This window comes from Chryseobacterium sp. IT-36CA2 (assembly GCF_949767875.1).
In the GTDB taxonomy this organism is placed as follows: domain Bacteria; phylum Bacteroidota; class Bacteroidia; order Flavobacteriales; family Weeksellaceae; genus Chryseobacterium.
In genome coordinates this window covers 933,444-958,187 of record NZ_CATKPG010000011.1, presented here as the reverse complement: position 1 = coordinate 958,187, position 24,744 = coordinate 933,444, and the positions used below count along the sequence as shown (strand labels likewise).

The following is a 24,744-nucleotide window of genomic DNA, read 5'->3' as shown; positions in this document are numbered from 1 at the left end:
ACATATAAATTATTCGTTCGCAAAGATATAACAAAGATCTCAGGACTATAAAGTGAATTAAATTTAGATTTTATTTTTTTTAAAAATCACCAGACAACACGCATTTATACATTAAAAATGGCATTTAAAGCCTTATTAAATTCATTACTTTTTAGCAAAAAAACTAAAATTATAAAACCAGATTAAGTCTTAAAGTTCGTTAATATCGTCATTCATACAACATATTCAGCTCTCTATATTTTGAAAATTAATTATCTTCGCCTACAAATCTTATTTGAAAATGAAGAAGATCATCTCCGGGATATCTATTTTTTGTGCCATCGCTATTTCAGCTCAGGAAGCGATCCAATTTCAGGAACTGCCTTTCAAGGATATTATTGCAAAAGCCAAGAAGGAAAAGAAGTTGGTTTTTATTGATGCATATGCTTCCTGGTGCGGCCCATGCAAAATGATGGAAAAAAATGTTTTCACACAAAAATCAGTGAGTGATTATTACAATACCAACTTCATTAATGCAAGATTTGATATGGAAAAAGGAGAAGGTAGAGACATTGCTTCTAAATTTGGAGTACGTTCTTATCCTACTTATCTTTTCCTAAACGGTGAAGGTGAACTTGTTTCCAGAAATACCGGATATATGGAAGAAAGTATGTTTGTGGCAATGGCTCAGGATATCAATTCGCCCGGAAATAAAAAAGGATCTTTTAAAGATCGCTTTGCCAATGGTGAAAAAGATCCTGAATTTCTGATCAACATCATGAAGCTGAATGCTAACACAGATTATGACTTCGCTAAAAAAGCTTCCGAAAGATATTTTCAAAATAAAAAGAAAACTGAAGAACTTACTAAAGATGAGATAGGATTTCTACTGTATTTTGTAAAATCATCAGAAGATACAAATTATAATGTATTTACATCCAGAAAAGCAGAGATCGTTAAATTTCTTCCCGAAGAAACATACAACGAATTTGATGCGCAGCTGAAATTAGGAAAAATAGTAGAACAGTCTATTGATGATAAAAATAAAAGAATCAACGATGACTATTTCATGAAAACAGCTGAACCATTAGTAGGAAAAGAAGCTGCTCAAAAAAAACTGAATCAGACGAAACTAAGCTACTACGAACAAAACAGTAATTTTCCGGAGTACGAAAAGGCAGCTTTAGAATATTATAAAAATTCAGATACATTTGACCCTAATGAACTTCTAAGAGCAGCATGGGTATTTGCAGACCATGTGAAGACACCAGTTTCTTTAAAGAAAGCCACAGAATGGGCAGAAAAATCTGTCATGAGAAGTGAAACTTCCGAAAACACTTATATACTTGCCAAACTCTATTATCTTACAGGAAATAAAGAAATGGCAAAAAACTATGCTGAAATGTCTAAAAATATGGCAGCTCAGGGGAATAAGGATTCTCAACTAGCAGATGAACTATTAAAGCAATTAAAATAAACATTACATATAGGATGAATTATAAATTATTAGCAGCAGGCATTTTAGCCTTCCTGTCAGCAAGTACATTGACTGCCCAGGAACAGGAACAAGGAGGACAGGATAAAAGTTTATACATAAAAGGAAATGCTTTATTTGCTCCGATAGGAATTTTAAACCTTGGAATAGAAAAACAGATAAGCCCTAAATATACACTCCAGGGAGATGTTTTCATTTCACCATGGAAGTCTTTTGCAGGACACAAATTGCAGTTCTATTCTATATCTGCAGAAGGAAGATATTATTTTAATGAAGCTTTCAAGCATTGGTATGTAGGAGCTAACGTTTCTGTTGCTTCTTACAATGCGTCCAAATGGAACTATTGGTCAGACGAGCCAATGACGGATGAACGTGGCCAGACCTTTATACAATCTAATCTTTACCAAAAAGGATATTCAATTATGTTGGGTATTACTGGTGGGTATCAATTTCAGTTATCCGAACGATGGAATCTCGATCTATACGCAACAGTGGGAACTGCTCAGAGTTTTTATAAAGGATATGACAAATCAACTGGACAGCGATATGATTTTGCAGAAAATTTTAATAAAAGCGGTGAAATTATTCCATACAGAGGTGGTGTAATGATTTCCTACAAATTAAAATAATACAATGAAGCCATTCGGAAGAAATCATATCATTATTTCTGTGATCACTTTTGTGATCCTTTTTTTAATGAATTATATCGGGAATGATCTTCCTGATAAATTACAAAGAGCCTTAATGACTGCTTTTGCTGGAGTCGTGGGTCTTACGATAGGATTATTTATATTAAATAAGGGCAAAAATGACAAAAATCCGCCCCAAAATTTTGATTAATTAATCTTCATATACCACATATCGGGTTCTGATTTTTTCGAAACTTTCCAGATCTTTTTTCCATGAAGCTTTAATTTCAGGAATTGACTTTCCATCAATGATCTGTTTTCTGAATTCATCAGTCCCGGATAAGGTATCGAACCAAAGGTTTTTCAGGAAAAAATCCTGCTGAGGATTTTTATAATTCTGATAGGCTTTAATAACCCATTCAAGGTTCAATTCTCTTAAATCATTAGGATAATTGGAAAGATTTTCACCATAGCATAATTTCCCGTTCAAAAAAGGGTCTTTAGCACCATAGCTTGGCTTCGGAGTAAACTGATAGGGGAGATTTTCTGTCCAGGGGGAACCATAGATCTGGAAAGGAAGATCTGTTCCTCTTCCTACGGAAACCTGAGTACCTTCAAAAAAACACAGACTTGGGTATAAATTGATTGCTTTATCATTGGGTAAATTAGGAGAAGGTTTATCAAGCATCGGATAACGTTGTTTTTTATGATAATTCTTCATCGGAATAAGTGTGTATTTAGCCTGAATACCATTTTTCAGCCACTTTTCACCATTTACCATTTTTCCATACTCTCCTATCGTCAATCCATATACAACAGGAACTTCATGCAATCCTACAAAGCTTGTCCATTTTTTTCTCAAAACAGGTCCATCAGTATACCCATCATGCGGATTGGGACGATCTAATACCATTACCTCCACATTATTTTCAGCACCCGCTTCCATCAGGTAAGACAATGTAGAAATATAAGTATAGAACCTCACTCCCACATCCTGAATATCAAAAACGACGATATCAATTCCCGAAAGCTGTTCCGGTTTGGGTTTTTTATTATTGCCGTAAAGAGAAACAATAGGAATTCCAGTTTTTACATCTACCCCGTTTTTCACTTTTGCACCGGCATCAGCATCTCCTCTGAAACCATGTTCAGGAGCAAAAATCGACTTGATCTTAACCCCATTTTTTACCAGAAAATCTACCAAATAAGTTCTGTCACTCATCAAACCTGTCTGATTGGTTACCACACCAATTGTTTTACCTTTTAACAGTGGTAAATAGATTTCAGGCTGGTCTGCACCGGTTTTAAAATCCGACTGAACTTGAGTCTGAGAATAATATTGGTTGAATACTCCTAAAAAAATTAGGCAAATCAGAAGTAAATTTTTAATTTTGAAATCTAAATTCATAAGCTTGAAATTTCCTTTATATTTCTCTAGAAAAATAGCATTTTCCAAAGATAACAAAAATAACCTTTCAAGGGTTATCATCTTCATTGGCAGGCTTTCCGTAGCATTAGGAATTATTGTTTCCTTAATTACCGTTGCCACTGGTTTTGGTTCCAAAAAAGCTATCAAAGAGAGGCTGGCAGATTTTAGCGGACATATAACGGTAAGATCTACCCGATCGAATTCTTCCTATAATACCTCTGTACTCGATAATCAGGGACTGAATATTGCCAAAATAAAAGAGCTTCCCGATGTAGAAAGCATCCAAAAATATGTGACAGTTACCGGAATTATGCGTAATGAGCACAATTTCGCAGGAATTATATTTAAAGGGATTGGAAAAGATTTCGATAGTTTAAGATTCAAAAAATTCCTTATTGCCGGAACGACCCCGAAAGTAACAGAAAAAGGCTTCAACAATGATGTTGCTATTTCACAAAAAGTAGCTAAAGATCTTCATCTTAAATTGAATGACAGTATTGTTACCGTATTTTTAAAAGCAGATCAAAAACCGCTTTATCGTAAATTCAGAGTGATTGGTATTTACAGAACAGATATTAAACTGATTGATGAACAGTTTGTTATTGGAGGAATCAATCATGCAAGAAAAATTCAGGATATGAAACCTGATGAAATTGGCGGAATTGATATCTTCCTGAAAAATGTAAATGACATCGACAAAGATTTTCCTGATATTGAAAAACTGATCGGTTATAAAAACTATGCTGAAAAAGCGACAGAAAAATTTCCTCAGATTACGGACTGGATCAGTATTTTTGATACCAATATTGCTTTAATTATCATTATCATGCTGATTGTAGTGGTAATCAATATTATTATGGTTCTTCTGATCCTTATTATTGAAAGAACAAATTCTATTGGTCTTCTAAAAACATTAGGAGCCAGCAATTCACAGATAAGAGCTACTTTCATCAATTATACCCTGATTATTATGATTCCGGGACTTTTATATGGAAATGCTATCGGTTTAGGACTTATTTTGATCCAGAAATTCTTTGGAGTGATCAAACTTAATCCGGAAAACTATTATGTAAGTACAGTTCCGGTAGATCTTAATCCAATTGCCATTATTTCTATTTCAGTAGGAATCCTTATTATCTCAGGATTGGCTTTGATTATTCCTAGCTACCTGATCAGTAAGATTTCTCCAGTGAAAGCCATTAAGTACAATTAACCCGATAATTGATAATTGATAATTGATAATTGATAATTGATAATTGAAAGTTACAGCTTGTTTTTGAGCTAATTTCACAGTTATCCACAACTTATCAACATGTTATCCACAGCGCAGATAATTTTAAAAGCCTTATCTTTGCGCCGCTTATAAAACATTTATGAAATACGCAAAAAATATCCTTGAAACTATAGGTAACACACCGCTGGTAAAGCTTAACAAAGTATTAGGTGAAGATTTTCCGGCATTAGTATTAGCAAAAGTAGAGACCTTCAATCCCGGAAACTCCGTAAAGGACAGAATGGCTCTTAAAATGATAGAAGATGCCGAAAAAGACGGCAGATTAAAACCAGGAGGAACTATTATCGAAGGAACTTCAGGAAATACAGGAATGGGGCTGGCATTGGCTGCGATCATCAAGGGGTACAAGTGTATCTTTGTGACCAATTCAAAACAGTCAAAAGAAAAATGTGATATTCTTCGTGCGGTAGGTGCTGAAGTAATCGTTTGTCCTACTGATGTGAAACCTACCGATCCACGTTCTTATTATTCGGTTTCCAAAAGACTGGCAAAAGAAACGGAGAACGGATGGTATGTAAATCAATATGACAACTTATCCAACAGAGCTGCCCATTACGAGTCTACAGCTCCCGAAATCTGGGAACAAACTGAAGGAAAACTAACTCATTTTGTGGTAGGAGCCGGAACAGGAGGTACGATCACAGGGTGTGGAACGTTCTTCAAAGAGAAAAATCAGGACATCAAAGTAATTGGGGTTGATACTTATGGTTCTATTCTGAAGGAATTCCACGAAACGGGTGAATTGCATTACGATCATGCTTACACTTATATTACAGAAGGTATCGGGGAAGATATTATTCCTGAAAACTATGATATGTCCGTGATTGACTATTTTGAAAAAGTAACAGATAAAGACGGCGCTATCTATGCTAGAAAACTGGCAAAAGAAGAAGGTATTTTCTGCGGCTATTCTGCCGGAAGTGCTATTGCATCTTTGATTCAAATGAAAGATCAGTTCACTAAAGATGATGTAATTGTTGTTTTACTTCATGACCACGGTTCAAGATATGTAGGAAAAATCTACAATGATGAGTGGATGAAGGAAATGGGCTGGCTGGAAGAAAGCAAATAAACTAATTTGTACATAATAAAAAAACGGAGCAAAATAATTTTGCTCCGTTTTTTATTTTTATTGATCTATTTTCACTCTCTCTTTTAATGTATTCTTGAGAAAACTATATTCTTTCTCACTCATTGCTTTCCTGGGAAACATATAGCTGTATTTTCCTTCAAGAGAAATAAATTCATGATTGCTGTCAAAGTATTCAAAATCTTTCCATTCGCTGGTTTCTTTTTCGCCATCAATATTCACTGTGAAAAAGTTATTATCAAATCTGATTTCGTATAGTTTACATTTTTCAAGCGTGCTCAGGTAATGATTCACCTGCTTTTTCCATCTTGAAACTTTATTAACACTAACCGACAGAAAAACAGCACAAAGCAACAATATAAAGCTCAGAAAGTATAAAACTCCCGTATTTTCTTTACTCAGAAGGTCTTTTAAAAGAAAAACAATGAAAACAATCACTGCTGCTACAATAGTGGCAATAGTTTTACTTTTCGTAGTAGGTGAAAAAAGCAGACTTCCCTGATTACCGCTAAAATAAATATCTTCAAAAATCTTTCTGTCTGGTTTTAGTGTAATCACCTTTTCTTCATTCATAATTATAGAGTTTGCTTTAAAAAGCTACAAAACTAAACTAAATATCCTCATATTGATCACTTATTGCAGAAAGTTTATTCATCAGTTCTCTGTTTCTGCGGTTCAAAGCATCCAGTTTTTTCAGCATATTATAAATCACTTCGAGGCCGGGTAGATTAATTTCAAGATCATAATGCCAGTTGGCAAATTTTTCCAGATCAGGCAGATCTTCATACATCAGATAATGAATATTATTTTCAGTATGAATATTCAATAGCCCATAGTCTACAAGCTCATCAAAAAAAGTGATTTCTATATTATAGATTTTTACGAGTTCTTCCCGTGATATTCTTTCACTCATAGCTTAGGAATTTTTTAGTTGTTCAAAAAGTTCTTTCTGCTTTTCAGTAAGATTAGTAGGCAGTTTCACTTCGTAGGTTACAAAAAGATCTCCGTATTCTCCTTCTTTTTTATAGACAGGAAAACCTTTTCCTTTTAGTCTTACCGTTATTCCTGTTTGGGTTTCCGGTTTTACTTTAAGGTTTACACTTCCTTCCAGCGTGTTTACTTTTACTTCTCCCCCTAAAACAGCAGTGTACAGATCAAGCACTACTTTGGTTTTAAGATCATCCCCAATTCTTTCAAAATCCGGATCGGCCGGAATATTGAAGGTAATGTATAAATCTCCGCTTGGACCTTCGTTTGCTCCCGGATTTCCATGTCCTTTCAGTTTGATCTGCTGCCCGTCATACACTCCGGCAGGAATGGTGATTCTTACTTTCTTGCCATTGATTTCAAAGGTTTGTGGATGAGTTGTTGCGGCATCCCTTAAATTCAGATTCAGTTCAGCTTTTATATCCTGTCCTTTGAATTTTCCTGAAGCTCTTCCTCTCGAACTTCTACCAAATCCTCCACCAGAGCCGCCGAACATATCCTGGAAGAAATCTGAAAAATCTTCCCCCTCACCAAAGTCGGCTCCGGAATATCCTCTGTTGGTACTTTGCTGTTGATATTGTCTTTGCTGTTGTTGGGCTTTTTCGTATTCTTCGCTATGCTTCCAGTTTTCTCCGTACTTGTCATATTTTGACCTGTTTTCCGGATTGCTGAGCACTTCATTAGCTTCGTTCAATTCCTTGAATTTCTTTTCCGCCTCTTTGTCTCCGGGATTGAGATCGGGATGATGTTTTCTTGCCTGTTTTCGGTAAGCTTTTTTAATATCATCCTGTGTTGCGTTTTTATCTACGCCTAAAATTTTATAGTAATCTATATAAGCCATAGAAATGAGATTTACCCAAATTTATGAATTTTAGGTCTGAAAATTGTATAACAGAATGTTAAAAATAAACCTATCTTTGATAAAAAGCACCACATGAAAGAGGTACTGAAAAACTACTCCGGAATCATATTTTTACTTTTGGGAATCACTATTGGAAGCATCATTGGAATTGTCGCCCCAGGTATTGTGGAATACATTAAGCCTTTGGGAGATATTTTTCTTAATCTTCTTTTTGTGAGTGTAGTTCCTTTGGTATTTTTTGCAGTTTCCAATTCTATTGCTTCTCTGGAGCAGCAATCTAAATTTGGTAAAATCATTCTTGTGATGGCACTTACCTTTTTATTCTTTATTCTCACAGCAGCAATTTTTACGATTTGTGCAGTATACCTTTTCCCGGTTTCAGGAGTTTCCGGAAGTTCCGAGATCATTACGGAAGCCACTAATGAGGACAGCTGGGGCAACAGAATTGTAAGTTTCTTTACCGTAGGAGAATTTACGGAGCTTTTTTCAAGAAGAAATATGCTGGCACTTTTGGTATTTGCTTTTTTAACAGGATTTGCAGCCAGAAAAACGGGTGAGCAGGGAAAGCCCTTCAGAGTTTTTATTGCTTCTGGATATGAAGTGATGAAAGAACTTCTTTTGCTGGTGATGAAACTTGCACCGATTGGTTTGGGAGCGTATTTTGCTTTTCAGGTAGCCACTTTAGGACCACAGCTTTTTGGGTTTTATGCTAAGCCTTTAGGATTGTATTATATTGCAGGAATTATTTACTTTCTGGTCTTCTTTTCTATTTATGCTTTTATGGCGAATGGACAGAAAGGAGTCAAAAGTTTCTGGACAAATGCCATTTACCCTACTTTAACAGCCATAAGTACTTGCAGTAGTTTTGCAACGATGCCAGCCAATTTACAGGCTGCCTCAAAAATCGGAATTCCTAATTCTATTGCCAATCTGGTCATTCCTATTGGAACCACATTGCATAAGAATGGATCTTCCATGTCTTCTATTATTAAGATCTATGTGGCGTTCTTAATCATTGGGAAAGATTTTTTTGATCCTGCCAACCTACTTCTGGCTTTAGGAATTACAGTCTTTGTGAGTATTGTAGCCGGTGGTATTCCTAATGGTGGATATATTGGTGAAATGCTGATGATCTCTGTTTACAAATTACCTCAGGAAGCTATTCCTGCTGTGATGATCATCGGGACGTTGGTAGATCCTCTGGCTACCGTTCTAAATGCTGTAGGAGATATCGTCGCCGCCATGTTTGTCAATCGGTTTGTTAAGGTCTGACCATAATTTAACCATTTTTCTTTTAACCCATGAACTCATTTTTCAAAAGCATTGGCTTACATAATAATCTTACTATTGACCTCAATATCAATAGTACAGAACTCATAGAGAGGTTATGGAAGGTGACTTATAAAACCAATACAACCTTTATCTCATTCGAAAGAGATTCTGCAATTCCCACTCGGTTTGAATATCGGGGAATGATTGATGCGAACAGTTTTACAATCAAAAGAAGGGCAAGATTATTTGACATGAATAGAAACTGTCCTGTATTTCACGGAACTATTTCCGATAAAAATGGAAAATCATCTGTGGCTATAGAATTTTTTCCATCATGGTTTCAGATCTTTAACTGGATTCTCGTTTTGTGTTTTTGTTTAATTATGATATTGGTCAATATAAAGGGTGACCAACAGAATTTCATGGTTGCAGCAGTCGCTTTAGTAATTGCTGTTACTCAGTATTTCATTTTAAAAAGGGGAATTTCAAGAGGTAAATATGAATTTGAAAGAGAGCTGATTTATATCGCTCAAAAGCCCTAAATATTTAATCTTTAAATTCTATTCACTTCGTTTTACAGGTTCCAGGTTTTCGTATTCATCGGCAGTAAAAAGCCTGTAGTGAACTTTAAAAGTCTTTCCTAAAGGAGTTTCCAGCGAGAAACCACCAGGTCCGAAGCCTTCTGTAACGTCGAGGGTAAAATGGGAATATTTCCAGTATTCGAAAAGGTCTCGGTCTATCCAAAACTCATACCCATTAATGGTGCCAATCATAGCATCATTCATTCTTGGAAAGAATCCTCCTTTTTCAAAACATTGCGGTTGTGTACCTTCACAACATCCTCCTGCCTGATAAAACATCAAAGGGCCGTATTGGTCTTCCAACTTGTGTATTACTTCAAGCGCCTGTTCCGTTGCGGAAAGTCTTGATATTTTTGTTTCCATTGTTTTTATTTTAGCTTAATACAAACCTTGTATTGATAAAAAATCCCGGTAAAATAAATTCTAACCGGGATCCCACAACACATCATCAATTAATTTGAACCGGCAATATCTAAAATGATTCTGCCGTCAATTTGACCTTTTTTTATTTTATCAAAAACATCATTGATGTCTTCTGATTTTACGGAAGTGACTGTAGCTTTTACCAATCCTTCATTGGCAAAATCCAATGCTTCCTGCATTTCTCTACGTGAGGGATAGGAAGGGCGGCGAGGAACGAGCCGGTGCGGAATGCAATGGAGCACCGAAACGAAGTGCAGCCCTGAATAGCCCGACCGATTTGCCCTGGGCAACGCCAAGGCAAGCGGGCACGTCCTAAATAATATTAAAAGAAACCTAGCTTATTCTTGTTATAAGAAATCAGCATGTTTTTGGTTTGACGGTAATGGTCGAGCATCATTTTATGGTTTTCTCTTCCGATTCCCGATTGTTTGTAGCCTCCGAAAGGTGCTCCGGCAGGATAAGAGTGATATTGGTTTACCCATACTCTTCCTGCTTCAATCTGGCGTGGAATATTGTACAGCTGGTGAGCATCTCTTGTCCACACTCCTGCCCCAAGTCCGTAAATGGTATCATTGGCAATTTTGACAGCATCTTCTTCATCTTTGAAAGTAGTAAATGCCAGCACCGGACCGAAAATTTCTTCCTGGAAAATTCTCATTCTGTTGTTTCCTTTGAAAATGGTAGGCTGGATGTAGTATCCTTCTTCCAGGTCTTCTCCTAAATGGTTGACTTCTCCTCCTACAAGTACTTCTGCACCTTCTTCTTTTCCAAGTTGAATGTAAGAGAGGATTTTGTCTTTCTGAATCTTTGAAGCCTGTGCTCCCATCATCACGGTTTTATCCAGTGGATTTCCTACTTTGATGGCTTTTACTCTTTCAATGACTCTTTCGATAAAGGCATCTGCAATACCTTCCTGAACAAGAAGTCTTGACGGGCATGTACAAATCTCTCCCTGATTAAGGGCAAAAAGCACTGCTCCTTCTATTGCTTTATCTAAAAACTCATCATCTGCATCCATTACAGAATTGAAGAACACATTAGGTGATTTCCCTCCCAGTTCCAGGGTTACAGGAATGATGTTTTCTGTGGCATACTGCATCACAAGACGTCCTGTAGCGGTAGATCCTGTAAATGCGGCCTTTGCAACTTTCGGATTGGTAACGAGAGCTCTTCCAAGTTCTGCTCCGAATCCGTTGACAATATTAATAACTCCTGCCGGTAAAAGGTCACCGATAAGCTCCATTAAAACCATAATGGAAACAGGAGTACTTTCTGCAGGTTTCAAAACGACACAGTTTCCTGCAGCTAATGCCGGAGCCAGTTTCCATACTGCCATTAATATCGGGAAATTCCAAGGAATGATCTGTGCGATAACACCAAGAGGTTCGTGAACAATCAGAGATACGGTGTCTTTGTCCAGTTCGTTATGAGATCCTTCATCGGCACGGATTACGGAAGCAAAGTATCTGAAATGATCTATTGCTAAAGGTAAATCTGCAGCCAAGGTTTCTCTTACAGCTTTTCCGTTATCTATTGTTTCTACCGTTGCCAGATACTCTAAATTCTGTTCTATTCTGTCTGCAATTTTATTCAGGATGATACTTCTTTCTGTGGAGGATGTATTTTTCCATGTTTGAAAAGCTTTTTCAGCGGCATCTACAGCGAGTTCTAAATCTTCTTTAGAGGAATGTGCTACCTGGGTAAAGTTTTTTCCGTCTACCGGAGAAACTACGTCAAAATATTGTCCTTTAATGGGTGGAGTGAATTTTCCATCAATATAGTTATCATATCTACTTTTAAACTCTGGACGCTGTAAAAGCGTTGTTGATCTTGGTTCTGTAATAGTGCTCATATTAATATTGCTTTTATTTTTCGATATTGCCAAATTACACTGAGAAGCCAAAAAGAGTATAGCACAATCGTATAAAAAAAGTGTAAAATAGTGCAGAGGGTTCAATTTTAGTATTTTATTAACAGCAACGTACTCTCAAATTTTCTATATTTGAGTTACTTCCGATTCAAAAAATTTTAGAAATGAATAACAATAGTAAGATATTATTAAATACTCCTGAATTACGTAAGGAAAACCAACTATTGAGTCTTGTTGAAAACCAGACAAAGTTCAATCTAAACAATTGTGAATTTAGTATTTATGAGACCCATAAGGCTGCTTTTGACGTAAAACTTCATTTTGAAAATATTGCATTTACGGCCATGCTCAGAGGAAAAAAACATATGAAACTGGATAAGAAAACTAATTATTTTGATTATTATCCGGGAGAAAGTATTCTGGTTGCTCCGGGAGAAACGATGGTAATTGATTTTCCTGAAGCGGATGAAACCCCTACACAGTGTATTTCTTTAAGTCTTAATCCTGATTTCATTGAGGATTCTCTTAATTACCTCAATTATAATCTTCCTAAAGTGGATGAGACTTCACAATGGAATATTCAGCTGGATGAGTATTTCCTGTTTAATAATAAAGCCCTTGCTTCTGCGACCAACAATATCATGAGAATTGCTATGGATGATAATTCGCAGAAGGATATTATGGCAGATTTTGCATTGAAAGAACTTCTGATCAGATTAATGCAGACCCAGGCAAGGAGTATGGTGGAAAAGAATATTGTTAAAAATAAATCCAGGATAGGCTTTGTAGTGGATTATATTAAAAGAAATCTACACCAGAAATTGTCTATTGACAGCATTGCAAAGCTGGCTTATGTAAGCAAGTCGAATTTCTTTAAAATGTTCAAAGACGAGCTGGGAACTTCCCCGAATGACTTTATTCTGCAAGAAAGAATCAATAGAGCAAAAGAATTACTTTCCAGCCAGATCAGCATCAAGGAAACAGCTTTTCAGACTGGGTTTTCAGATACGAACTATTTCACAAGGGTATTCAAACAATTGGAGGGAGTAACCCCTAAAAGTTATCAGGACAGAACGTTTATCCGATAATAGTTACAAAAAAAGAGCCCCATTACTGGGACTCTTCCGTAAAAAACAATAATTACAAAATTAGTAACCTTTGTTTTGTTCAATATTCGGGTTAGCCTGAATAGCGGTGATAGGAATTGGCCACTGCCACTTATCACTTCCTACAGGAAGGCTTTGTGCTACAGCTGGTGTACCTGTACCGTCAAAAAGGTCTCCTTTACCAGATCTCTGAACTGGAAGGTTTAATCTCTTCAATGTATACCATCTGTCATTTTCAAATGCAAGCTCCAGCCTTCTTTCTTTCAGGATCGCATCAAAAAGAGCCTGTCCTGTTTCTGTACCAGGAGTAAATGATGAATATCTTTCAGCTCTCAATTTATTTAATAGAACTAAAGCCTGTGCACTATTACCTGTTCTGTAATATGCTTCAGCTACATTCAATAATACTTCAGCAGATCTAAGATATTTAACCGGTACAATATTAGAAGGACCACCATTACCAGAATATTTTGTAACGTGGTTGTATTTTTGTCCGCTATATGTACCCACAGTAAAGTAAGCTCCTTTTCTAACATCATTTGATGTATAAGCTGTATATAAATCGTAATCTACAACAAATTCTGATCTTAAAGCCGGAACTGATTGATTGTAAGCAACTCCTACTGTATTCTGTTCAGCTGGCGAATTCGATATCTGGAATAAAACTCCGTCAGTAATTCTGGATATACCTTCATTTTCTTTCCAGATTCTGGTAAAGTTATCCAATGTTGTGATACTTGGAGAAAGTCCTAATGCCAATTCACCATATTTGATGGTATTAGCATAGTCTCCTCTGTAAAGGTCTATTCTTGATAATAATCCATATATAGCAGCTTTGCTTAATCTTCCTTTATCAGCATCATTCTGAGTGATATTATCCGCAGCAAATAACAGATCTGCTATAATTTTATCATATACCTGATCAACAGTCAGATTTCTGGATGAAGTATTATTTAAAGGAGAATATGTTTCTGAATAATAAATTCCGATCATATTTTTAGCTCCGGCAGATTGAGTTGGGATTTGAGAATATGCTCTTACAATATCAAAATGAGCTATTGCTCTTAATGCTCTTGCCTCAGCTTCCAAGTTTGTTTTCTGTGTTCCAGATAATACTCCGTTATTGATATATTTCAAAACAAAGTTAGCTCTGCTGATTACAAGATAAGCTGCACTAAACAAACCTGTTGTCTGTGAGTTATCTGATGAGAATTCGAAGTTTGATGCAGCAAAATTGGAATTTCTTCCTGTAGTTGTACGAACCAGGTTATCCGTGGTAAGATCACCCATGATAAGTTGACTTCCTGTATCACTTGTATAATACCCAGCTCCTTTAAGAGCTGTATAGGCACCATCCATAGCCTGTCTGAAGGTCTCAGGTCTGGTCATTGCCTGCTCCTGATCTTCATTGATTGATGAGATTTGATCTAAATTTCTGTCGCAAGACGTTAACGAAACAAAGGCAGTTAACGCAGCTAAACTTATTTTTATTATATTCTTTTTCATAAAGCTATTCGATATTAAAATTCTAATTGCAGCCCTACCAGGATTGTTCTTACAGCAGGGTAAGTATAAAGATTGTATGCTCCAGGAACAAATAATGCTGTTGAGTCAGCAGATCCTAAAGAAACTTCAGGCTCTCCGTGGAATTTAGTCACTGTAAATAAATTCTGCCCCTGTACATATGCTCTAAGTTTATTGATAGGTGATCCTTCTCCAAGGAACGCTTTATCAAATGTATATCCTAATGTAAGTGATCTTAGTCTCAAATAATCTGATTTTTCAATCCACTGATCAGAATCACGCATACCATTTGAATCTACTTTTTGGAATACACCTGTATCACCAGGGTTCTGCCAAATTTGAGCAGCAGCCTGCGCCATGTTTCTACCTGCAACAGCCAACGTTGGATCAACAGCTGCTAAGTACATATTATTATAAGTATATCCCCCTAGCTTGAATGCGAAATCTGCACTGAAATCAAGTCCTTTATACTGAACTGTAGTACCAAATCCACCGAAGCTTTTTGGGAATGGAGATTTATCAGTAAGCGGGACTGCATTAGATGCGCTGTAAACATCAGTAATATTTCCTGCTTTATCATAGTATAAAGCCTTTCCGTTACTTGAATCTACTCCAGCAAATCTAACATTATAGAATACATAAGGAGTTTCTCCTACTTTTAGATAAGTATCCCCTAAGTTTCTTTCAGTCTGGCCATCTGCTAGCCTGTCAAGAACAGACTTCTGGAAAGAGATGTTAGCATGTAGATTCCATTGGAAATCTTTTTGCTTGATCACATCTACACTAAGTTCAACTTCAAGGCCTTTCTGAGACATATCTCCTGCATTGATATATTGGTAGTATCCTCCTTCCTGTTTATCCAAAGGTACAAGCTGTACGAAGTCTTTTCTCTTATTTTGATATACTTCCACGGATCCACGAACTCTTCTGTTCCACATCGTAAAATCAACACCTAAGTTGGTAATCGCATTAGACTCCCATTTAAGATTGTTGTTACCAATAATATAATTACCTTTTGAAACTGTTCCTGGGTAAGAAGTACCATTAGTACCATATAAACCGTAGCTGATATTATTGACATTATAATAATCAGGTAAAGTACCATCATTACCTGTAGTACCGTACGATCCTCTAAGCTTTAAATCATTAATAAAACCTCCTTTCATAAAGTCTTCCTTCGCGATATTCCATGCAGCACTTGCAGACCAGAAAATACCACTTTGGTTGTTGGCACCGAATCTTGATGAAGCATCTCTTCTCAGGGATCCTGTTACCAGATATTTACCTTCATAGTCATAGTTGAGTATACCTGCTAAACTGAATAAGGTATTTCTTACCTTAACTCCGGTAAAAGTATTTCTGTCAGAAGGTGTTGTAATAGATGGAACATTTATTACCGGAGATTTCAATCCGTAAGCCCCCCCATTCATTGTTTCGTTATAGTTATCGTTATATTCGATAAATCCTAAGAAATCAAAGTTGTGACTTCCGTATGATTTTTTATAGTTAATGGAGTTATTCCAAGTATAGTTAAACGTATAGAACGAATTCTTGTTCAATGACCCTGTAGGAATTTTGTTGTTTAACGTTAAATCAAGGTTTGAACCTTTCTTCAACCACTGAGTTCCCATGTACCAATCAAAAAGTCCGTTAAAGTTTGTTTTAAACTTCAGACCATCAATAATTTTATATTCTGCGAATAAAGTTACCGGGATTCTTAACCTCTGATCATCCAGTCTGTAATTACGGATCTGCTCAACAACGTTAGAACCAGCCCTCATTGTTTGATTATAGCTACCATCAGCATTATAAACCGGCTCATATGGAGCATATTTATACATTGCTCCAAATGGGTTCTGCGTATTGTTTCTGTCCATAAAATTCTGAGTTTCCTGATACTGAACTCCAAGATTGATCCCAACGTTCAGTTTTTCACTCAGCTTATTCGTAAATCCAAAATTCCCTGTGTATCTCTTAAGTCCGTCGATATCTCGGATAATCCCGTTATCAGAATCATACCCTAAAGAGTAATAGAAAGTACTTTCTCTGGAACCTCCCTGTGCACTGAATAGGTAAGATTGGATGCTTGAAGGCTTCAACAGTTCTTTTTGCCAATTGTGATCATAGGCAGCAAGTTTGTCCATTTCCTGCTGAGATCTTGGCTTAAATCCTAGATATCCCAACTGATTCTGAAAGTTCATTAACTCCCTAGAGTTCATCATGGTGTAGTTGTTGTCCTTCAATCTCTCACTGAAACCGAATTTGGTCTCAAATGAGTAATGAGTTTTTCCGGCTTTTCCGGCTTTAGTAGTTACTACCACTACCCCATTTGCTCCTCTCGCACCATATTGTGCTGTAGCAGCCGCATCTTTAAGAATTGAAATAGACTCTACGTCTGCAGGGTTAATGGCACTAAACTGTCTTGCAGTCATATACATCCCATTTACTACATAAGTAGGTTCTGAAGAGCCACCAACACCGGCAACCCCTCTTACCTGAATTGTAGCAGCAGCACCTGGCTGCCCCGTAGTACTTTGTACAAATACCCCTGAAGCTCTACCCTGTAAAGAGTTACCAATAGATGTGGTAGGAGAGTTTCTTCTGATTTCATCACCACCAACAACAGCCTGAGCCTGGGTAATTTCATCTGCTTTTTTCTTCTGGTATCCAGTAACGATTACTTCATCGATCTTATTCTCCTTCAGAACAGAATCATTCTTAGATTTTTGCGCAAAAGCAGCTTGTCCTAAAAAAAACAAAGCTCCTGCACTTAATACATGTAACTTCACATTCATATTAACAGATTTTAATATATTCAAGGGACAAATATGTCGATAAATATCTATACCATCAATTCATTAAACGCTGAAAACAGGCTTCCAGAAAGGAGAGATTCACATTCATACTTAAAAAATGATGTAAAATCATTTTAATTGTATTTAAAAAATTAACGAAAAATAAGCCAATTTAAACATTAACGGAATTTTAATAAATTTTAAAATTAAAATCAATTTACATCAAATTGAAAAATTTAATTAATAAAATTAACCATAAATGAATTTAATTAATAAAATTTACAGTAAATCATTTTAGAATTTTGAGAAAAATGAAGAAAAAAACGATATATTTTCTTAAATTTTATATAAAAAACACACCTTAAAAGACGGAAACCCCTTATTTTAAGATAGTCTGCTAAAATTAAAATTAAAAAACAGTTAATACACCATATCCATAATTAGGTTAAAGCTAATAAATTCACTCTTCATATTTACTGTATTTTTTTAACTATTATGTCATTTAATTTAAAAATAACTCAACTGTAAAAACGATAGAATCTGATACCGTTTTTTTAACATCTGTAAAAAAGTAAAGCACCCCACAAATATGAGATGCTTTATATTTTATATGCAAAATAGTTCTCCTATTGATAACTGTAATATCGGGCTCCAATCAAAACCGGATTTTCAGCTTCAATAGAAACAAGGCCAAAGCCTTTATAGTTATTGTTCACAGATTCCTTCAACTGTTTTCTGTGAAGTTTCTCATAGGTGTTGAAGTCAACAGCAGTTCTATGGTTTAAAATTTCAAATAAATTCCATTTCTCTACTACTTTTTTCCAGTTTCCAGAAATTTTTCCGGCAAACACCTTTGATTTCGAACCACTTCCATACCCAACAAATCCTATTTCTTCTCCTGAAAGTTCTTCATTTTCGTTAAAAGATGTTTGTAATGCAGAAAGAAATGCCATAAAAACAGAAGCTGTATACATATTCCCTATCTCAGAAGAAGCTCTCTGTGTCTTTTCTATCTTATCATTGATTAATTTCAGATAGTTTTCAGATTTTGCAACCGCCTTTTGTTCATCTGCTGTTTCATAGGAAAGATTATTTTCAAGACTATAAATTTCCGTAAACACTCTTTTTCCATGGAAAGCATATGGAAGATGGAAAATAATATACTTCCAGTTTTTATAAGGTTTTTCCTGTCCGGTTATTTCTTTATAATGATAATAAGCTTCTTTTATTCTATCCTGATAACACTGGTTAGAATATTGTCCGTCAAAAACAGGTTCATCTGTAAAAATTTCAATTTTCTCAGGATAGTTTTCCGGAGCATCCTTCAGATCTTCTTTAAGATATGATCTTCTGGGTTTAAAAAAATCAAAAACACTTTCTGAAGCAACGCCCCAGTTATTCTCGATTTCAAGAAGATCTGGTTTTGATGAAACCAAAAGAGCTACAGCTCCTCCTCCCTGTGTATATTCTCCTGAAGAAGCTAATTCATATTTCGCATAGTCACTGGCAATCACTACTGCTTTTTTATCAGGATTCACTCTTACAAAATCTAAAGCGTTATGGAGTGCATCAACTGCTCCTACACAGGCAAAAGTCATATCAAGTACATCACAGTTTTTGAAACATCTTGTTCCAAATTCTTCTTCCAATACCTTTTCCACCATCTGTACAGCATAGGAAGCCGTAGGTTTTGCCGCATCTACAGCACTTTCTGTTCCCAGATATACTCTTGCTATTTCCTTAGGATTGATATCATAATCTTTTATAAGCTTCAGTAATGCTTCTGCTGCAAAGGTTGCAGCGTCTTCGTGAACATCAGAAAGTCCCATTTTATGAAGACCTAAGCCTTTTTCCAATTTTGCCAGTTCTATTCCTCTTTTTTCTGCTAAATCCTTAATCTCCAAATATAAACCAGGCACATAATAGCCCGCTGCTTCAATTCCAAAACTCATAATTGTCTAAATTTTAAACGAATTTATGAAAGATAATGCAAAAAACGATGGTTAAAAGTGCTGATTTTTACAGCATCATTAAAAATCAATATATTTTAGAATACAATCCTGCAATGTGGTGATAAAAAGAAAGCCGGCAAATCTGCCGGCTGTGTCTGTTTATTTATAGTTTTCAATTGCTTTATTGATAACATCAATCTGCTTATTGATGCTTGTAGCATTTTGTGGATTCTGCTTGAGCAGTTCCATTTTTTTACTCAAACCGTCTTTCAGCATTTGAACCATCATCATTTTAGCCTGTGGGTTGTCTGCCATCTGATTTTTGGCATATCCTGTTATTTTTGTGATGCTTTCAGTTGCTTTCAGGTTATCAGAAGTCATGATCCAGTTGAAACCATCTTCTGCTGCTTTTCCTAATTCCGGATTCTGGAATTTAATAAATGGATAAAAAGCGGCAAGAGGAGCAATGTTTTCTATCTGGGATGTGATCTTATTCTTTACAATAATCGGGAGTAGCTGTGCCTGCAGCGCATCTGAAGCTCCTTTCATATCAATTTTATCTGCCAGGTTATTGGCTCTTGACGGATCAATAGAAAGAAGTGCTCCCATTGAACTACCTTTCACTGCATTAGAAACTGCACTTACACCTTTTTCAAATAAAGGAAGGTATTTTTTGTCTTTTGTTTTTCCTAAAGCGGCAATAGCGGCTGCCTGAGTCAATGTTTTAGGATCATTGGAAGCTAACTTTTCAACCTCAGCACCTAATGTCTTCATTTGTTCAGGGTTGGTAAGATCTATTAAATTTAAAGCTTTTATTCTTACTCTGAAGAAAGGATCTTTTAATGCTGCGGCCAGCAATTTTACTACAGCGGGGCTTTTTCCAGCCTCATCTTTGATTCCGTTTAAGGCCAGATATCTGCTTTTGAACTCCTTTGAGTTGGTGAATTGCATCAGATTTTGTTCCGGAGTTTTTGTATCAGTAATTTCTGCCAATAAAACTCCATCCGCATTGATATTGACCAAATCCGGGGCTTTAGAAACATCAAAACTGAAGGTATTTTTTGCTTCCGCATTTACCCAGACATTGTATCTTTTAGGTTTTCCATTGTCATATACGTCTATAGCCAGAGGAAATTCAAATGGCTTTTCCTCAGTTTGATTAATGGTTACTGTCACCTGCTTTTTTACAGGTTCAAATGTAAACGAGGAATTTATTTTCGGGTTTCCACTTCCGAAATACCATTGATTAAAGAACCAGTTTAAGTCTTTACCAGATACTTTTTCAAAAGACAGTCTTAGCTGGTGTGCTTCTGCATTCTGATATTCGTTGGTTTTCAGATAATCATTCATTCCGGCAAAGAAGGCATCGTCTCCAAGGTAGTTTCTCAGCATATTTAAAATTCCGCCACCTTTCTGATAGGTTACCAGGTCAAAAACATCTTCGCGGGATTCATAATTGAACCTTACCAGATTTTTATTAAAATCGGATGAATTGTGAATATATTGATTCACGTCTGTCATCAGGTGATAATCTGCCTGATCTTTTCCATATTTATATTCATTCCAAAGGTATTCGGAATAGTTAGCAAAAGATTCGTTAACGGTAAGATTACTCCAGCTTTCTGCCGTTACCAGATCTCCAAACCAATGATGAAACAATTCGTGAGCGATGGTATCTTCCCATGTATTTTCATCAATAAGCTGTCCTGGTTTCTGAAGAATATCACTTCCGTGAAGAGTTGCAGTGGTATTTTCCATTGCTCCGCTTACGTAGTCTCTTCCTGAAATCTGAGCATATTTTGCCCATGGATAGTCGTAGTTCAGTTTTTTGGAAAAAAAGTCGATCATTTCCGGAGTATTTCCGTAAATCTGCTTAGCGTAAGGTTCGTATTCTTTTTCAATATAATAATCAACTGGAATATTTTTCCATTTGTCCTTTACAATGGCATACTCTCCTACTCCCATAAAGAAAAGGTAGGTAGAATGTCTCTTATCCATCACCCAGTGATCGGTTCTAAGGCCATTGGATTCTTTTTGGGACTCTTTTAGAATACCGTTGGAAAGGGTTACATATTTATCAGGAACCGTCATATAGATTTCCTGTGTTGTCTTTTGGTTAGGCTTATCAATAGTAGGAAACCATGCGGAGGAAGATTCTGTTTCTCCCTGTGTCCAGATTTGTGTCGGCTTATCCGATTCTGTTCCCTGAGGGTTGATGAAATACAGTCCTTTCGCATCGTTGATTGCCATACTTCCCTGCTGTTTCACTTCATTCGGGCGGGAGGTATATTTGATATAAACTGTATAATCCTGATTTTTCTGATATGTTTTATCCAGACTAATTTTCAGGATATCATTATTGTAATCGTATTTTAAAGGAGATTTTTTACCGTTATTATCTAGAGCCACTTCATGAATCAGCATTCCTTTTGCATCAAGTACAAGTTCGTTGGCAGCATAAAAATAAGGTGAGGCAGTAAGCCATTCTTCCCCATTCATCTGTTCTTTCTGATAATCAAAATTTACTTTCAGTTTGGTGTGTTTAAGTTCTGTTACTTTGGTTGGGGTAGCTCTGTATACTTTATCCCTTCCTGAAGTTTCAGTCTGTGCTGATACATTTGCGGAAAATAAAATCCCGAGTATAGCAATTGACAAAATGGCCTTTCTCATTGGTCTGCTTTATTATTTTTTTAGAATTATTTTTTAATGATGATATCAAATATATCATTGACTAAGTTTTCATAATCACCCGTTTTAAGCTGTTCTTTGGTTTTTGCAAAAGCTTTTTTCAGTTCGCTTTCAGGATTTTCATCATCTATTATTTCGGCTGAGGCTACACCTTTTAACTGAAGTACTGCATTTTTCAGGGCTTCAATGTCTGCATTTTCTTCGATATTGATTTTTAAATACTTCATGATTTATTTTTAAGCGTTTGAAATTAGTCTGCAACTATGCCATCTATCTCTTTCAAAAATTGAATACTATAGTTGCTTTTCAAATTTAAGAAACAATTACTAAAAGGAAGCTTAATTAGGCTTTTATCTCGTGATAATTTGTGGAGAAGATTATTTTGTAAGAGTCATTTTCCCGTTTTTGTAAAAAAATTTTATCCTGCAGTCTTTTTGATCATTGATATTATCAACACGAATTTTCAGGGGATCAATCCCATTCATTTTACATAATTGGGGACTTTCCCATGCTTTATAGAAAATAGGTTCTCTGAGGGTAAAATTAGGATTGGATTTAAGTTCTTCAAACATCCCGTATTCCAGGCAGATAACTCCGTTTTCAATCTTATTTTCTTTGAGTGCAGCATTCAATTTACCAAACAACTCATTATTAAACTTACTGGCATAGATCCATGAATCTTTTACGCTGATATTGGTAATAATAAACAAAAATGCTATTACTGACAGAAAAATACGGATTGTTTTCTGTTGTAATTTCAGTTGTATAGACAGCCAAATGACGCATGAAATAATAAACAGGGTATAAAAAAGTCTTATCGCTCCCAAATTCCGGTTTTCAAACCCGAAAAGTGACGGAATGTAGGAAGAAAAGAAATAAATACTCAGTCCCAGTACTACAGAAATCAAAGAAATAATACTCAGTTTTTTGAAGTCCCGGACTTTATCTTTAAAATCATAATTATTGAATAGTTTATAAACCGTCAAAGGTATAATTACTGATATAATCAACTCTAAGACATTCATTTTTATTAGATGCAATATGCCTTTATAAATTCCAACGAAAAAGTCATACAAAAACATTTTAAAAGAGAGAGTTATTACAAACATGACTCTTTTGATCTCAAATACTCTATTGACTTCATCTCTTTGATAGGAATGTTCAAATATATTAGGCTGAATCACTTTTCTGAAAATAAAAATTGCCCCTAATGTAAGAACGGCAAACAGAATTCTTTTTTTATTTTCTTTAATAATAAAAATAGGCAGAAGTATTAAAGGAAGAAATATTTCATAGCTCAATACCGAAGCAATGAAGAACACTGCGCTCAATACAATGTTTTTCCTGGCGTATGCAAAATAAATGCTTATGACAAAGAAAATTGTTGCCAGATTTGAGTTAAGCATTATTGAAGAAAACTGAATACTTGTTCCTATTATTGAACATGAATATAACAGAGTAATAAGAGATGCTACTTCTTTTGAAAGAATTTTTCTTGCAACCCAGTATATTGCTATTAATGCAAGCGGAAAAAAAAGCAGTCCGAAAAAATAGAAAGACTCGCTATTCTGTGCTAAAAAGCATAAAGTGGCTGTTACAAAACCTGACACAGGCCGTGCCGCCATGGTTGTAGTATCCAGCGAGGAATGGACAAAAGATAAATATGAGCCTGAAATATGCCCTAGCCTGTAAAGATTGGCCAAGTCATCTGTAAGCGCTGCTTTTTCTTTAAAAATGGATATAAAAATATACAAATAGTAAACAGCTATCAGAATATTCAGTAATATCTGATAATTATTTCTTTTTTCTTTCATGTGTGTTTCAGTTAATTTAGTTGTTTAACCACACCAAAAGTAATGGAAATATCAGAATAAAAAAAATATCAAAATATCCAAAGCGGAATATTAGATCGCTACAGGAGCTTTAATCCCTGGATACGGATCATAGTTTTCCAATGTAAAGTCTTCAAAATCGAAATCAAAGATATCTTTAACGTCTGGATTCAGCTTCATGACAGGAAGTGACTTAGGCTCTCTTCCAAGTTGTCTGTTCACCTGCTCAAAGTGATTATTATAAATATGAACATCACCAAAACTGTGAACATAATCTCCTACTTCCAGATCACAAACCTGTGCTACCATCATTAACAGCAAAGCATAGCTTGCAATATTAAACGGTACTCCAAGGAATACGTCTGCACTTCTCTGATAAAGCTGCAAAGAAAGTTTACCATCTGCTACATAAAACTGAAACAAAGCGTGGCAAGGCGCCAAGGCCATGTTAGGAATTTCCGCAACATTCCAGGCTGATACGATGAGTCTTCTGGAATCGGGGTTCTTTTTAATCTGGTCAATTACTTCTGTGATCTGATCTACTACTTTTCCGCCCGCTCCACTCCAGCTTCTCCACTGTGCTCCATATACCGGTCCCAGATCTCCATTTTCATCTGCCCACTCATCCCAGATGCTTACTCCGTTATCTTTAAGATATTTGATATTGGTTTCTCCTTTCAGAAACCAAAGCAATTCATAGATAATGGATTTTAAGTGCACTTTTTTTGTGGTTACCAAAGGAAATCCTTTAGACAGATCATATCTCAGCTGATATCCGAATACACTTCTTGTTCCAGTGCCTGTTCTGTCGGTTTTATCAGTTCCGTTGTCTAAAATATGCTGTAAAAGGTCTAGGTAATTCTGCATTTCTGAAAATTTAATTAATGTGCTATTTGATAAATTATAATAAGTGTCAAAGTTAATAAAAAAACAGCT

Annotated in this window: 22 protein-coding genes; 8 read left to right on the top strand and 14 right to left on the bottom strand. The window is 35.8% G+C overall.

Translation table 11 applies throughout. The features are described from left to right. The first annotated feature begins 280 nt into the window (after positions 1–280). Genes ACM6F9_RS05195 through ACM6F9_RS05185 form a run of 3 tightly spaced genes read left to right on the top strand, consistent with a single transcriptional unit; the run spans position 281 to position 2,314 of the window. Complete coding sequence (locus ACM6F9_RS05195) at positions 281–1,456, top strand: thioredoxin family protein (RefSeq protein WP_414844716.1); 1,176 nt, start codon at positions 281–283, stop codon at positions 1,454–1,456. 14 nt (positions 1,457–1,470) lie between these two features. Beyond that, positions 1,471–2,103 carry a DUF3575 domain-containing protein gene (locus ACM6F9_RS05190; RefSeq protein ID WP_414844715.1) on the top strand — a complete coding sequence of 211 codons (633 nt, stop codon included), beginning with the start codon at positions 1,471–1,473 and terminating at the stop codon, positions 2,101–2,103. A gap of 4 nt (positions 2,104–2,107) precedes the next feature. Continuing rightward, complete coding sequence (locus tag ACM6F9_RS05185; protein ID WP_414844714.1) at positions 2,108–2,314, top strand: hypothetical protein; 207 nt, start codon at positions 2,108–2,110, stop codon at positions 2,312–2,314. Here the strand turns inward: ACM6F9_RS05185 and ACM6F9_RS05180 are convergent, their stop codons facing one another. Next, positions 2,315–3,511 carry an exo-beta-N-acetylmuramidase NamZ domain-containing protein gene (locus ACM6F9_RS05180; RefSeq protein ID WP_414844713.1) on the bottom strand — a complete coding sequence of 399 codons (1,197 nt, stop codon included), beginning with the start codon at positions 3,509–3,511 and terminating at the stop codon, positions 2,315–2,317. 4 nt (positions 3,512–3,515) lie between these two features. On the opposite strand from ACM6F9_RS05180, the gene ACM6F9_RS05175 reads away from it, so the two are divergent. Both ACM6F9_RS05175 and ACM6F9_RS05170 read left to right on the top strand, forming a co-directional pair. Continuing rightward, on the top strand, positions 3,516–4,745 hold the full coding sequence (locus tag ACM6F9_RS05175; RefSeq protein ID WP_414844712.1) for an ABC transporter permease: 1,230 nt from the start codon (positions 3,516–3,518) through the stop codon (positions 4,743–4,745). A gap of 160 nt (positions 4,746–4,905) precedes the next feature. Then, complete coding sequence (locus ACM6F9_RS05170) at positions 4,906–5,898, top strand: PLP-dependent cysteine synthase family protein (RefSeq protein ID WP_414844711.1); 993 nt, start codon at positions 4,906–4,908, stop codon at positions 5,896–5,898. Between the two features lie 57 nt (positions 5,899–5,955). Here ACM6F9_RS05170 and ACM6F9_RS05165 read toward each other — a convergent pair whose 3' ends face one another. The 3 genes from ACM6F9_RS05165 to ACM6F9_RS05155 are packed head-to-tail and all read right to left on the bottom strand — an operon-like array spanning position 5,956 to position 7,744. Beyond that, on the bottom strand, positions 5,956–6,489 hold the full coding sequence (locus tag ACM6F9_RS05165) for a hypothetical protein (protein ID WP_414844710.1): 534 nt from the start codon (positions 6,487–6,489) through the stop codon (positions 5,956–5,958). A gap of 37 nt (positions 6,490–6,526) precedes the next feature. Further along, complete coding sequence (locus ACM6F9_RS05160; protein WP_414844709.1) at positions 6,527–6,829, bottom strand: chaperone modulator CbpM; 303 nt, start codon at positions 6,827–6,829, stop codon at positions 6,527–6,529. Positions 6,830–6,832: 3 nt separating this feature from the next. Continuing rightward, positions 6,833–7,744 carry a DnaJ C-terminal domain-containing protein gene (locus ACM6F9_RS05155; RefSeq protein WP_414844708.1) on the bottom strand — a complete coding sequence of 304 codons (912 nt, stop codon included), beginning with the start codon at positions 7,742–7,744 and terminating at the stop codon, positions 6,833–6,835. Positions 7,745–7,837: 93 nt separating this feature from the next. Here ACM6F9_RS05155 and ACM6F9_RS05150 point away from each other — a divergent pair, with 93 nt between their 5' ends. Further along, positions 7,838–9,037, top strand: a complete 1,200-nt coding sequence (locus ACM6F9_RS05150; protein ID WP_414844707.1) for a dicarboxylate/amino acid:cation symporter — start codon at positions 7,838–7,840, stop codon at positions 9,035–9,037. Positions 9,038–9,066: 29 nt separating this feature from the next. Continuing rightward, positions 9,067–9,579: a hypothetical protein gene (locus tag ACM6F9_RS05145; RefSeq protein WP_414844706.1), complete on the top strand. Its 513-nt coding sequence runs from the start codon at positions 9,067–9,069 to the stop codon at positions 9,577–9,579. Between the two features lie 18 nt (positions 9,580–9,597). Here the strand turns inward: ACM6F9_RS05145 and ACM6F9_RS05140 are convergent, their stop codons facing one another. The 3 genes from ACM6F9_RS05140 to ACM6F9_RS05130 all read right to left on the bottom strand — a co-directional run bounded on the left by ACM6F9_RS05140 (position 9,598) and on the right by ACM6F9_RS05130 (position 11,893). Further along, a complete protein-coding gene (locus ACM6F9_RS05140) occupies positions 9,598–9,981 on the bottom strand; it encodes a DUF779 domain-containing protein (protein ID WP_414844705.1) in 384 nt (127 codons plus the stop codon). 89 nt (positions 9,982–10,070) lie between these two features. After that, positions 10,071–10,220, bottom strand: coding sequence for a hypothetical protein (locus tag ACM6F9_RS05135; protein WP_414844704.1), 150 nt, complete (start codon positions 10,218–10,220; stop codon positions 10,071–10,073). Between the two features lie 143 nt (positions 10,221–10,363). Next, positions 10,364–11,893: an aldehyde dehydrogenase family protein gene (locus ACM6F9_RS05130; RefSeq protein WP_414844703.1), complete on the bottom strand. Its 1,530-nt coding sequence runs from the start codon at positions 11,891–11,893 to the stop codon at positions 10,364–10,366. Positions 11,894–12,075: 182 nt separating this feature from the next. Here ACM6F9_RS05130 and ACM6F9_RS05125 point away from each other — a divergent pair, with 182 nt between their 5' ends. Further along, complete coding sequence (locus ACM6F9_RS05125; protein ID WP_129039218.1) at positions 12,076–12,999, top strand: helix-turn-helix domain-containing protein; 924 nt, start codon at positions 12,076–12,078, stop codon at positions 12,997–12,999. A 60-nt stretch (positions 13,000–13,059) separates the two neighbouring features. Here ACM6F9_RS05125 and ACM6F9_RS05120 read toward each other — a convergent pair whose 3' ends face one another. The 7 genes from ACM6F9_RS05120 to ACM6F9_RS05090 all read right to left on the bottom strand — a co-directional run bounded on the left by ACM6F9_RS05120 (position 13,060) and on the right by ACM6F9_RS05090 (position 24,675). Next, positions 13,060–14,523 carry a RagB/SusD family nutrient uptake outer membrane protein gene (locus ACM6F9_RS05120; protein WP_414844702.1) on the bottom strand — a complete coding sequence of 488 codons (1,464 nt, stop codon included), beginning with the start codon at positions 14,521–14,523 and terminating at the stop codon, positions 13,060–13,062. Between the two features lie 14 nt (positions 14,524–14,537). Further along, positions 14,538–17,336, bottom strand: coding sequence for a SusC/RagA family TonB-linked outer membrane protein (locus ACM6F9_RS05115; RefSeq protein ID WP_414844701.1), 2,799 nt, complete (start codon positions 17,334–17,336; stop codon positions 14,538–14,540). A gap of 626 nt (positions 17,337–17,962) precedes the next feature. Then, a complete protein-coding gene (locus ACM6F9_RS05110) occupies positions 17,963–19,288 on the bottom strand; it encodes a hydroxymethylglutaryl-CoA synthase family protein (RefSeq protein ID WP_414844700.1) in 1,326 nt (441 codons plus the stop codon). A 159-nt stretch (positions 19,289–19,447) separates the two neighbouring features. Next, positions 19,448–21,958 (bottom strand): M1 family metallopeptidase, encoded by a 2,511-nt coding sequence (locus ACM6F9_RS05105; protein WP_414844699.1) that lies wholly within the window; start codon positions 21,956–21,958, stop codon positions 19,448–19,450. 26 nt (positions 21,959–21,984) lie between these two features. Continuing rightward, the gene (locus ACM6F9_RS05100) at positions 21,985–22,203 is read right to left on the bottom strand and encodes a hypothetical protein (protein WP_414844698.1); all 219 of its coding nucleotides are present in this window, start codon (positions 22,201–22,203) and stop codon (positions 21,985–21,987) included. A gap of 150 nt (positions 22,204–22,353) precedes the next feature. Next, a complete protein-coding gene (locus ACM6F9_RS05095; RefSeq protein WP_414844697.1) occupies positions 22,354–23,790 on the bottom strand; it encodes a hypothetical protein in 1,437 nt (478 codons plus the stop codon). Between the two features lie 90 nt (positions 23,791–23,880). After that, positions 23,881–24,675, bottom strand: coding sequence for a thymidylate synthase (locus ACM6F9_RS05090; protein WP_414844696.1), 795 nt, complete (start codon positions 24,673–24,675; stop codon positions 23,881–23,883). Positions 24,676–24,744 lie beyond the last annotated feature (69 nt).